Origin of the sequence: Sinorhizobium fredii USDA 205, from assembly GCF_001461695.1 — a bacterium.
GTDB classification, from domain to species: Bacteria; Pseudomonadota; Alphaproteobacteria; order Rhizobiales; family Rhizobiaceae; genus Sinorhizobium; species Sinorhizobium fredii.
The window spans coordinates 200,213-211,986 of sequence record NZ_AUTC01000045.1; the positions used below are offsets into that span (position 1 = coordinate 200,213).

Annotated in this window: 13 protein-coding genes; 10 read left to right on the forward strand and 3 right to left on the reverse strand. The window is 59.1% G+C overall.

The features are described from left to right. Positions 1-71 precede the first annotated feature (71 nt). The 10 genes from N181_RS06805 to N181_RS06850 all read left to right on the forward strand — a co-directional run bounded on the left by N181_RS06805 (position 72) and on the right by N181_RS06850 (position 9,326). Positions 72-1,472 (forward strand): aspartate aminotransferase family protein, encoded by a 1,401-nt coding sequence (locus N181_RS06805; protein ID WP_037399924.1) that lies wholly within the window; start codon positions 72-74, stop codon positions 1,470-1,472. 16 nt (positions 1,473-1,488) lie between these two features. Continuing rightward, entirely contained in the window at positions 1,489-2,268 is a 780-nt protein-coding gene (locus tag N181_RS06810; protein ID WP_037399921.1) for an amino acid ABC transporter ATP-binding protein, read from the forward strand. A gap of 34 nt (positions 2,269-2,302) precedes the next feature. Then, positions 2,303-3,118, forward strand: coding sequence for a transporter substrate-binding domain-containing protein (locus tag N181_RS06815; RefSeq protein ID WP_060563304.1), 816 nt, complete (start codon positions 2,303-2,305; stop codon positions 3,116-3,118). Positions 3,119-3,178: 60 nt separating this feature from the next. Beyond that, complete coding sequence (locus N181_RS06820; RefSeq protein WP_037399916.1) at positions 3,179-3,892, forward strand: ABC transporter permease subunit; 714 nt, start codon at positions 3,179-3,181, stop codon at positions 3,890-3,892. A gap of 1 nt (position 3,893) precedes the next feature. After that, the gene (locus N181_RS06825) at positions 3,894-4,574 is read left to right on the forward strand and encodes an ABC transporter permease (protein WP_037399913.1); all 681 of its coding nucleotides are present in this window, start codon (positions 3,894-3,896) and stop codon (positions 4,572-4,574) included. Positions 4,575-4,597: 23 nt separating this feature from the next. After that, complete coding sequence (locus N181_RS06830; protein ID WP_037399910.1) at positions 4,598-4,951, forward strand: cupin domain-containing protein; 354 nt, start codon at positions 4,598-4,600, stop codon at positions 4,949-4,951. Between the two features lie 272 nt (positions 4,952-5,223). Continuing rightward, the gene (gene eutB, locus N181_RS06835) at positions 5,224-6,195 is read left to right on the forward strand and encodes a hydroxyectoine utilization dehydratase EutB (protein WP_037399907.1); all 972 of its coding nucleotides are present in this window, start codon (positions 5,224-5,226) and stop codon (positions 6,193-6,195) included. 9 nt (positions 6,196-6,204) lie between these two features. Then, entirely contained in the window at positions 6,205-7,200 is a 996-nt protein-coding gene (locus N181_RS06840; protein WP_037399903.1) for a cyclodeaminase, read from the forward strand. A gap of 169 nt (positions 7,201-7,369) precedes the next feature. Beyond that, positions 7,370-8,866, forward strand: a complete 1,497-nt coding sequence (locus tag N181_RS06845) for an NAD-dependent succinate-semialdehyde dehydrogenase (RefSeq protein ID WP_060563306.1) — start codon at positions 7,370-7,372, stop codon at positions 8,864-8,866. Between the two features lie 106 nt (positions 8,867-8,972). Next, a complete protein-coding gene (locus N181_RS06850) occupies positions 8,973-9,326 on the forward strand; it encodes a cupin domain-containing protein (RefSeq protein WP_037399900.1) in 354 nt (117 codons plus the stop codon). Positions 9,327-9,505: 179 nt separating this feature from the next. Here N181_RS06850 and N181_RS06855 read toward each other — a convergent pair whose 3' ends face one another. The 3 genes from N181_RS06855 to N181_RS06865 all read right to left on the reverse strand — a co-directional run. Beyond that, on the reverse strand, positions 9,506-10,345 hold the full coding sequence (locus N181_RS06855; RefSeq protein ID WP_037399935.1) for a GNAT family N-acetyltransferase: 840 nt from the start codon (positions 10,343-10,345) through the stop codon (positions 9,506-9,508). Between the two features lie 291 nt (positions 10,346-10,636). After that, on the reverse strand, positions 10,637-10,990 hold the full coding sequence (locus N181_RS06860) for a cupin domain-containing protein (protein WP_037399897.1): 354 nt from the start codon (positions 10,988-10,990) through the stop codon (positions 10,637-10,639). A gap of 133 nt (positions 10,991-11,123) precedes the next feature. Then, positions 11,124-11,774: NAD(P)/FAD-dependent oxidoreductase (locus N181_RS06865; RefSeq protein ID WP_155621606.1), on the reverse strand; the 651-nt coding region annotated here is incomplete at its 5' end.

Genomic DNA, 11,774 nt, shown 5'->3' on the forward strand with positions numbered 1-11,774 from the left:
CGGGTCCGGCAGGCATTCATCAAACCTGAATTTGTGTGTTTAGGCGGTCTGCGCCGCCTGAGGAAGTCGCAATGAAAACTGTTGTCGAAATAAGCGAAATGGATCGGCGATCTGTTCTGCATCCATTCACATATCTGAAGGACTACGCCGAAGGTGCGACCGCGCCGACCATTGTGGAAACCGGCAAGGGTGTTCGCATCAAGGATGCGAGTGGGCGCGAATATATCGATGGTTTTGCCGGTCTTTACTGCGTAAACGTCGGCTATGGTCGAACCGAGGTCGCCGAAGCCATTGCTCGTCAGGCCTACAAGCTGGCCTATTATCACTCCTACGCCGCCCATACCACGGAAGAACTCGCCAGGCTTTCCGATCGGCTTGTGAAAATGGCGCCGGGGCGCATGTCCAAGGTCTTCTTTGGCCTTTCCGGGTCGGACGCCAATGAGACGCAAGCTAAGATCGTTTGGTATTACAACAATCTTCGCGGCAAGCCCGCGAAGAAGAAGATCATTGCGCGCGAACGCGGCTATCACGGATGCTCCGTAGTGTCGGGCTCGATGACCGGGCTCAGCTTCTACCACGACCACATGGACCTGCCCGTAGCCGGCATACTGCGCACCGGCGTGCCCCATCATTATCGCGGCGCATTACCGGGCGAGACGGAAGAGGCGTTTTCTGAACGTCGCGCGCGTGAGCTTGAAGCACTTATCCTGGCCGAAGGCCCGGAAACGGTGGCCGCACTCATCGCTGAACCGGTGCTCGGCACCGGCGGCATTATCCCGCCGCCGTCAGGCTACTGGCCAAGAATCCAGGCCGTGCTGAAGAAGTACGACGTCCTGTTGATTGCTGACGAGGTGATCTGTGGTTTTGGCCGCACGGGAGCAATGTTCGGCTCCGATTTGTACGGCATTGTGCCGGACCTCGTCACGGTCGCGAAGGGGTTGACATCAGCATACGTGCCGCTTTCGGCCGCGATCGTATCCGAACAGCTTTACGACGTCATGCGGGAGGCTACGCCTCAAGTGGGCGCCTTCTCGCACGGCTACACCTATTCCGGCCACCCGATCGGCGCAGCAGCCGCAAACGCGGTCCTTGACATCGTGGAGCGCGACGACCTCCCCGGGCAGGCGGCGAAGAAGGGAGCCTATCTCCTGAGCCGGCTCAAAGCCGAATTGGAACAGAACCCAATCGTCGGCGAAGTGCGCGGCGTGGGCATGATGGCGGCGGTCGAATTTGTCCTCGACCGCGGCGCGAAAGTGCCATTCAGTCCCGCGTTGAAGGTCGGCGCGCGTATTTCTCAAGCCGCGCGCAACCGGAACCTCATCGCTCGCGCCATGCCCCATGGCGACATCCTGGGCTTCGCACCACCGCTTACCATGAGCGAAGCGGAGATCGATGAGATGGTCTTCATCGCAAAGGCGGCGGTGGAAGAAGTCCTGCGCGAACTTTTCGCGCAGGGTGCGGTGAAAGGCTGAGGACACGGCATTGGTTATGACAGGAAATGTGCTGAAGGTCCGTGAACTCTGCAAGAGTTTCGGGTCGACCAAGGTTTTGAACGGCGTCAGCTTTCGAATGACCGAGGGCGAGGTCATTTCGCTGGTTGGATCGTCCGGTTCAGGCAAGAGCACGGCGCTACGCTGCGTGAATTTCCTCGAGACGCCGACCTCCGGTGAAATCGAGGTCATGGGTGACGCCGTTTCGGCGGCCGTGAACCATCATGGCAAGACCGAGATCCAAAGTGCTCACCACATAAGGAACTTCCGCCGTCGGATCGGCATGGTGTTCCAGAACTTCAATCTGTGGCCGCACCAGACTGTGCTTGGCAATGTGACCCTGGCGTTGCTCCACGTGCTCGGAAAGAACAAGCGCGACGCGAAGGAGATCGCGCTCTCGGCACTCGCGAAGGTCGGCATGGCCGATTTTCGCGACCGCTATCCCCATCAACTCTCCGGCGGCCAGCAACAGCGTGTAGCGATCGCCCGCGTGCTCGCGATGAGCCCGAAGATCATGCTTTTCGACGAACCCACCTCCGCACTTGATCCGGAGCTGGTCGGGGAGGTTCTGAGGGTCATCAGAGGGCTTGCAGATGAGGGAGCCACCATCCTCCTCGTCACCCACGAGATGCGGTTCGCGCGAGACGTCTCGAACCGAATGATCTTCCTGCACAAAGGTGAAATTGAGCAGGACGGTACGCCGGAAGAATTGCTTCGCAATCCAGCGTCGGACGCTGTGGCGCGATTCCTTTCCAGCGTGATGCCACTGGCCGCCTGACGGCCGCTATCAAACGAAAAGAGGGGTAACTCCAATGTCGACAATTACGAAACTTCGCTCAGTTCTCGCATCCGGTCTCTTCCTGTTCTCAGCCGCGGCATCGCAAGCGGAAGAAGGGGTACTGCGGATCGGCACTGAAGGAGACGCGCCACTGTTCAGCATGACCGACGCTGACGGTAACGTTACCGGCTTCGATGCCGACATAGCGAACGGCATCTGCGCTGAGCTCAAGTTGAAGTGCAAGTTCGTTGTCCAATCCTTCAGTACGCTCGTGCCTTCCATGGACAGCGACCGGTTTGACGTCATCATCTCCGGTCTGGGCATCACGGCGGAACGTCAGAAGAAAATCGACTACTCCATTCCGTACGCCACCACGCCTCTCTATTTTGTGGTGGCGAAGGATTCTCCTCTCGCCGGCCTCAAGAGCCTGGATGAGATCGTAAAGGCGCTCGACGGGAAGAGCCTGGGCGTGGTGACTGGAACCACATACGCCAAGTTCATCCAAAAACACGTCCCCAGCGCAGAGCTGAAAACCTACGACGCAACGACGCAGCAGACGGCTGATCTCGCTGCAGGTCGCCTTGACGCCGCCTTCGGCGACTCCCCGACCTGGGCGGATTTCCTCGCCACGCCGGACGGGACAGGGTTCACCCGTGTCAACGTCAAGATCATGGCGATGGATGATCCAGCGTCGCTCGGTCACGGCATGGGCGTCGGCATGCGCAAGGGCAATGCCGAGCGCAAGGCAAAACTGGATGCGGCGCTCTGCAAGATGATCACAGAAGGCAAGGTGAAGAATGCCAGCCTCCATTGGTTCAAGGACGATTACAGCATTCCCTGCACGAAGTGAGGCTGAGATCGACACGTCGTCGCGGCCGAAGTCGCGACGACGTCACGGGAGATATGTCTGATGTCTTTTGACCTATGGGTTCTTCTGGTCGAGCGGGGGTGGGGATTTGCCCTTTTCCGCGGCGCCACAGTGACACTGGCGGTCGGCCTGCTCGGGATGCTCGCCGGGGTCATCATGGCGGTGCCGCTGGCTCTTTTGCGGTGGCGACGCCTTCCCATATTTTCGCAGGCGGTGGACGGCTACAGCATTCTTGTGCGCGGTGTTCCGGGACTGCTCGTCATCTATCTCTTGTTCTTCGGCTCGATCGAGTGGGTTCAAAGACTGGCGACCGCTTTCGGATACCAAAATAGCGCCGACAGCGCTTATCCCTTCGTCATCGGTGTTGTTGCGATCGCGGCAATATCATGTGCCTATTCGATCGAAGTGCTCCGCGGCGCGCTCGACGCCGTGCCGGTGGGCTTGCTGGAAGCTGCAAAATCCCTTGCCCTGCCGACCCACGTCACCTTCTTCCGCGTCACTCTGCCTATCGCTCTGCGACTCGCGCTCGGCGGCCTCAACAATGTTTGGCAGATGACCATCAAGGACACCTCGCTGGTGTCGGTCGTGGGTATGCAGGAACTGATGCGCTCCGCGGCGATCGCCGCCGGCATCACTCGCTCTCCGCTGTTGTTCTACTGCGCTGCTGCCGGGATGTTTTTTGCGCTGACGGCAATCAGCCAGACGCTCTTCAGTCATACGGAGCGGTTCTTCAACCGTGGCTTCAGTCGGGGATAAGATGGAACTAGACCTTGTCACATACGCGGTTCCGTTCCTTCTGGTCGGCGCCAAGACCACCTTGCTGATCAGCGTCTTCGGCGTCGCTCTGGGATTGCCGTTCGGCATTGCATTGGCTGTCATCCGTACATCCAAAAACCGAATGGTGAGCAGGAGTGCGGATATCTACTGCGCGGTCTTTCGCGGCACGCCCATGCTGGTGCAGATCTTCGTGATCTACTATGGACTGGGCCAGCTCAGCGCCATTCGAAGCAACCCGGTGATCTGGTGGATCGTCGGCGACAGCCTGCATGCGGCGATCCTGGCCGTCGTACTCAACACAGGTGCCTACACTGCGGAAATCTTCCGTACCGCACTCCTTTCCCTTCCGCGGGGTCTGATCGAGGCGTCGCAGGCCTGTGGCCTGTCGGTGTGGGCAACTTTTCGCCACGTCAAATTTCCGCTGGCGGTTAGGCAAGCCTTGCCTGCCTATAGCAGCGAAGTTGCCATCATCGTCAAGGAATCAAGCCTCGCATCGACGATCACGGTTCTTGAGATCACCGGCCATGCCAAACGGTTGATGAGCGAAACCTTCGCCATCATGGACATCTTCATCATCACATCGGCGTTTTACCTGATGATGAACGTTGTCAGCTTAACTTCGCTAAAGTTGATCGAAAGAAAACTGTCCTTTGCAAAGTAATCTTCACAGTAGAACGGTGATCCATGTCAAAACTAACCTTCATCGACCAGAACAATCTCCCGACGCCCCGTAAAGGCGCGCCGCTTCCCGAGCGGCTGGTCGACGGAATGCCGCAGTTTCTTACCTGGGACATCGCCGCGACCGCAGACGGAAAGATGCGGTCGGGCGTATGGGAGGCAACTCCAGGCGCCTACCGTTCGATCAAGGGCGAGACCTTTGAATTCTGCGTCATACTTTCCGGCGTGTCCGAACTCACTGAGGATGGAGGCGAGCCCCGCAGGATCAGCGCTGGTGACGCTTTTGTGATGCATCCCGGCTTCGTCGGCACATGGCGGGTTATCGAGACCACACGCAAACTTTGGGTCGCGCGCGACTGAGCGCGCCGACATCCGCTTGTCTCCGAAATCGGTGAAGTGCGCGCAACTGCCATCTTGTGAAAGGCGGCGCGCGCAATGACCTGAGCCTGTTTCTACAGGAGGCTGCTTGTTATTACGTCCCTTCTGGCTGTTCGACGGTGCCGCCAACTCGGTTCAGTACGATCAACTGGGCCGCCGCGTCGAGTTGCGGCATCGGCACCTCCGATGAAGGGAGCGGCCCGCGATCACTCCGCCGATCGTGACGGTTTTTGAAGCAGGTGAAATTAAATAGTATGATTAGCCAAGACCTGATCGAGCAGAGACGTGAGCGCATCGCCAGTCACGTCCTGCGCACCCCTCTAACGATATCGACTTCCCTATCCGAACACATCGGAGCGCAGGTCTGCTTGAAGCTCGAGCATCGCCAATTGACGGGTAGCTTTAAGCTCCGGGGTGCAACAAGTGCAGTTCTTCAACTCAGCCAATTGGAGCGCGATCGCGGCGTCATCGCAGCCTCAACCGGCAATCACGGGAGAGCACTTTCCTATGCTGCCCGGGCAGTCGGTTCTTGCGCGACCATTTGCATGTCGCGTCTGGTACCGGAGAACAAGGTCTCGGAAATCCGACGGCTGGGCGCAACAGTACGCATAGTGGGTTCTTCGCAGGACGACGCACAAGCGGAAGTCGAGCGGCTGGTTGCAGAAGACGGGCTCAGCATGATCCCGCCTTTTGATCATCCCCACGTCATCGCCGGCCAGGGAACGGTTGGGCTTGAAATCGCCGAGGAGATGCCCGAGGTCGCGACCGTTCTCGTTCCTCTTTCTGGAGGTGGGTTGGCCGCAGGCGTCGCGGCAGCCGTAAAGGCCTTGCGACCCCAGGCCAAGGTAATCGGCGTGACTATGGATCGGGGGGCAGCCATGAAGGCTAGCATCGACGCCGGCCACCCGGTGCAAGTGAAGGAGTATCGCAGTCTGGCCGACTCGCTCGGCGGTGGAATCGGGTTGGGCAACGCTTGGACATTCCCGATGTGCAAAACCCTTCTCGACGACATCGTCCTCGTCAATGAACGCGAGATAGCTGCCGGTATCCGGCACGCTTACGAGCATGAGCGTGAGATAGTCGAGGGCGCTGGCGCAGTTGGTATCGCGGCGCTGCTTTCCGGCAAGCTGGCTCATGCCAAAGGTCCGGTAGCAGTTATATTGTCGGGCCAAAATATCGACACGACGTTGCATCGAGAAATCATCAACGGACTATATAGCGACTGAGGTGGACTGATGCCTATTATTAGAATACTTACCGAGCCTGAGCTCAGACACATCATTCCGCTCGACGTCGACGCGGTTAAATGCACGGAAGGCGCGTTTCGTGCGCTGGTGGTCGACAATGCGGTGGAGATGCCGCCCATTCTGCGTCTGGATGTGCCTGAGAGCAGAGGCGAAGTCGATGTGAAAACCGCCTATATTCCAGGCTTGAGCGGCTTCGCGATCAAAATCAGCCCCGGTTTCTTTGACAATCCGAAGCTCGGCCTTGCGAGTACAAACGGGATGATGGTTTTGCTCTCAAGTAAAACCGGACTGATTCAGGCGCTTCTTCTGGACAATGGTTACCTGACCGACGTCAGGACAGCAGCCGCTGGTGCAGTTGCGGCAAAACATCTGTCGCGAGATGGTGCTTCGATCGCAACCATCTTCGGCGCCGGTGTTCAGGCGAGACTGCAACTTCAAGCGCTCACTCTGGTGAGACCAATCCAAGAAGTCCGTATTTGGGCGCGTGATCACCGCAAGGCGGAGGCGCTCGTCGAACAGTTGAAGCTCGAGCACAGCGTGTCGGTTAGAGCCTTCGCCGATCCGAAGGAGGCAGTATCGGGTTCTCATATCATCGTGACAACGACACCCGCAGACCGCCCCGTTCTTCATGCCTCCTGGCTTGAACCCGGGCAGCACGTGACAGCCATGGGCTCCGACGCCGAACATAAGAACGAGATCGATCCGATCGCGATTGCCCGCGCAGACCTTTATGTGGCGGACAGCCTGAAACAGACGCGGAGGCTCGGGGAACTTCATCATGCCATAGAGGCTGGGCTGGTTGCGAGCGACGCGGATTTTCAGGAACTCGGCGAAATCATTGCAGGCGGGAAGGAGGGACGTACTCGCGATGCTGACATTACGATAGCCGATCTTACCGGTACAGGTGTTCAGGACACCGCGATCGCCACGTTGGCCCTTCAACGCGCCGAGGAACTCAACGCCGGCAAGATGTTCGAGTGCTGAGGCGGCCGTGTCTTTGCGCAACGCTCATGTTCGGACACCCACCGACTGCCGCCTCAAAGGACCTTCGCAGATTATTACCGCAACCAATTTGATCTATATTGACACCAATTGCAAAACCAATCTTATATTGATCGCGTGTCCAACCTGATTGGTAGCGAAGGTGCTGAACGTGAAGCCAACTCCCGCGCAAAAAACAACTCCGCTTGTCTCTCCCGCCTCGGCTGCCGTAGTCCGCGATGCTCCTACGCAACTGTTCATCGGCGGCGAATGGGTTTCTGCAAAAGAAGACCGCACCTTTGAAGTGGTCGACCCCTCGACCGGAGATGTGATCGCCACCGTTTCCGACGGTGATATCGGCGATGGAATATCTGCGGTCGACGCAGCGGAAAAGGCCGCTGCGGTTTGGAAGGCGACCTCGCCGCGGCGTCGCTCGGACGTTTTGATGAAGTGTTTTCACCTAGTGCTCGAACAGGCCGAATGGCTGGCGCAACTGATCACCATGGAAAACGGCAAGGCACTCGCGGACGCCAGGTCGGAGGTCTCCTATGCCGCCGAGTTTTTCCGCTGGTACGCGGAGGAAGCTGTACGGGCACCGGGCGAATTCGGACCTGCACCTTCCGGCGCCAATCAGATCATCGTCAACCATGAGCCGATTGGTATCGCCGTGTTGGTGACGCCCTGGAACTTCCCGGCGGCAATGGCGACCCGAAAGATGGCACCCGCACTGGCCGCGGGCTGCACGTGCGTCCTGAAGCCCGCAGCGGAGACCCCGCTTACGGCACTGGCGATCGGCGAAATTATGCGGCAGGCAGGCGTTCCGGCCGGAGTGGTCAACATCGTGACAACGAGGAAAGCAGGCCCCGTGGTCAGCGCCATGCTGCATGACAAGCGGGTACGGAAGCTCTCGTTTACAGGCTCGACAGGCGTCGGCCGTACACTGCTGCGCGAGGCTGCGGACCAGGTTGTCAGTTGTTCGATGGAACTCGGCGGCAATGCGCCCTTCGTTGTATTCGACGATGCCGACCTGGAGACGGCTGTCGCTGGAGCGATGGTTGCCAAGATGCGCAACGGCGGCGAGGCATGCACTGCCGCGAACCGCTTCTATGTGCAGAAGGGGATTCTGGGTGAGTTTACGCGGCGGTTTGCGGAAGAGATGGCCGCGCTCAAGGTCGGACCAGGACTGGCCCCGGACACGCAGCTTGGGCCACTGATCACCGAGGCCGCGGTCGCCAAGGTGGAACGCCTGGTTGACGACGCCGTTGCCAAGGGAGCCCGACTGGTTACCGGTGGCCGCCGGTTGAACGGGGACGGCTTCTACTATCCGCCTACCGTACTGGCAGACGTTTCTCCCGATGCCGAGGTACTTCGCGAAGAAATCTTCGGGCCGGTTGCGCCGGTCATTGCGTTTGAAACCGAGGACGAGGTCGTCCAGATGGCGAACGACACCGAATACGGGCTGGTGTCCTATGTGTTTACCGCGGACCTCAAGCGTGCGCTTGCGGTCGCCGGACGGCTGGAAAGCGGCATGGTCGGAATCAACCGAGGCGTCGTCTCCGACGCTGCCGCACCGTTTGGCGGCATGAAGCAGAGCGGCCTCGGCCGAGAGGGAAGCCACCACGGCATGCTCGAATATCTCGAAACAAAATACATCGCCGCAAGCTGGTAGGCACCCGGCGATTCCGAGCGCTCCCTACCCTTATTGACAATTTCATAACGAGGTCGGAGCCGACTTGCAGCCGTCTTCTAACGATCACGCAAAAATGGAGAACTAGATGTTACTACTCAAAACGATCGACCCGAATCCTTCGTTCGAACCGAAGCACGCGACCCCCGCGCCGGATCGCCTTATCGCGGGTGCACCCGCCTTCAAAACCTGGGCGCAGGACAGCGACAAAGAGGGCAAGGTGAATACCGGCGTCTGGGAGGCCACTCCCGGCGAGACGCACTCCATCAAGGGTGAAACCTTTGAGTTCTGCCATATCCTGCAGGGAGTGGTCGAGCTGACAGAGAACGGTAAGGAGCCGGTCATTTATCGCGCAGGCGACAGCTTCGTGATGAAACCTGGCTATGTCGGGGTCTGGAAAACGATCGAGACGGTACGGAAAATCTACGTCACCGTCACTTAATCGTTGCACCGAAGAGACCGCTCCGATGCATATTACTTCCTTTTTGTGGCGAGGACGGAGCGACTTGGCAGGGAGGTCTGCCGGTCGGCAATGCCCGAAAAACGGCTGGGCGATTATTCGCCCAAGCGTCTGCGAAACCCAGCTCGTGCTTCCAGCAGTATGCCCTAGAGATATTCAGGTCAGCCGAGAGCCTGGCTGGCCAGTACGAAAGTTCGAACCTCCGGCGTTTGCGACCCGCCTGTAGCACCTCGAGCCATCGCAACAACTCCGCCCTCGTGAGGGAGCCCCCAACCTTCGAGCAATGACGAAAGGCCGCTCTGTTCAGGGATGTCGATGCGCACGAAACGCCCTTCCTTACCGGAGAGGATGAAGGCGATCAAATCCCTCGCCTGTTCGGCGTTCTCTGCCACGACCGGCCCGACGACTTCGCCGATCCCGAAAGACCGCGTGGCCGCGAAGGCGACAATATTGTCACCGTTCCGGACAACGGCAAACGGCCCCTCCTTCGCCAGCGCATCGTGGAGCGCATCGCGATCGGCGCCGAAAGCCGCACGATCGAGCGCTTTGGTTGCCGGCAGGGCGTCGTCGGGCCTGATCCACCCAATATTTTCAGGTGTATCGACCTGACCAACGATACCCTGATGGCGTACGACTTGATGCGTCGCAACGAAGCCCAGCTTTTCGTAAAGAGGTAAGCCGTCGCTCGTCGCCGTCAAACGGCATTCCCGATCCCCGGCGAGTTCGATCACGGCGCTGGTCAATTGTCGTCCCAGCCCACGGCCGCGCTGGCTTTCGTCGACAATAATCATGTTGATCGCTGAACAGGTGTTGCCGAAGGGAGTCATGAGGGCCGTGCCCACCACACGGTCACCCGCGAGGGCAACACGTCCCTCGCTTATCGACCAAATCATTTTCCAGTCTTCTCTCCTGTGCGCCCAGCCCGCTGCACGCGACAGCGCCAGTGCACCATCCAGATGGTGAGCCTCGAAAGGCGCGAGAGTGACCGTTTCCGTTTGCATGGGTAGATCCATTTCGTTGGTCTCTAAGCTCATCTCGGCGGGTTGTCGCGATACCGGGTGAAATATTGAAGTTTCAGGCTGTACCCGCGACGACAGCGATGGGCGAGCCCTTCTTTGAAGGGGCTTCCGCTGCAAGCGCGAGCCCGGGTTTGGAAGACGGTATGGGCGGTTAAACCGCCCATCCAATTTCGGGATGGAGCCGATCGAAAGGCGTTGCCTGCCGGATCGGTCCGTTCCCGCCCTGAAATCAGGAGACAATGCACCTCGAAACGGCATCGCTCCCTCGAATGATCAGGTGACTGTGACGAAGATTTTCCGCACCGTCTCGATCGTTTTCCAGACTCCGACATAGCCGGGTTTCATGACGAAGCTCTCGCCCGCGCGATAAATGACCGGCTCCTTACCCTTCTCGGTCAATTCGATCACACCATGGACGAGATGGCAGAACTCAAACGTTTCGCCCTTGATGGAGTGCGTCTCGCCTGGCGTCGCCTCGAAAACGCCGGTATTGACTCTGCCCTCCTTGGCGGTGTCCTGCAACCAGGTCTTGAAAGCGGGGCTGCCTGCGATGAGGCGATCCAGCTCGGCAGTTCTATGCTTCGGTTCAAACGATGGATTCGGATCGATGGTTTTCAGTAGTGACATCTAGTTCTCCATTTTTTTACCTGAGTGAAAGCGACTCGGCGTGGTCATTAGGAAACCGATGCATCGTAATGCATTCTCCTAGGCCCCTTCCGCGCGTCGCCATAACGGCTTACTCCTGATCTGCCCTCCACGATCAGATTGCGCCGACTTTGACCTTGGAACCGTCAACGAAACGCGACAGGCGGAAGGGGGTGGGGTCGACACAGGGCGTATCATTGGCCACCAGGTCGGCCGCCAAGCGGCCGATGCCCGGCCCGAGCCCGAAGCCGTGGCCGGAACCGCCCGCTGCCAGGTAAAGGCCCTTCACACCATCGGCCGGCGAGATGACCGGCACCGCGTCCGGCGTGCAATCCACATAGGCTCCCCAGCTGTCGGCGACTTCGATGCCCGCCAACGCAGGAAACTGCTCCGTGACACCCTTCAGAATAGCCGCGATGGTGCGGCGGCTCGGCGTTGGGTCGAGAACGCGCATCCGCTCGAAGGGCGATTGCGCATCCTTTTTCCAACTCGCGAGCGCTTCCGGTCCACGGAACATGGATTTGCCGACACCGATCTGGATCGCTTTCAGACGCGCCAGGAACATCGGCATGAACCAGCGGGCGTAGCGAATGCCTTGTGGGGTGATATCCAGTGTAGCCCTGCCGCTGATCGCAAGCGTATAGCTGCCATCCAACCTACGGGTCAACGCACACTCCGGCGTATAGATCGCTTCGCCCAGATTCGCCGTGGGCCGCGTACGAAGCGCTGTCTGGCGCACGCTCGCCTGCGGGAACAGAACTCCGTA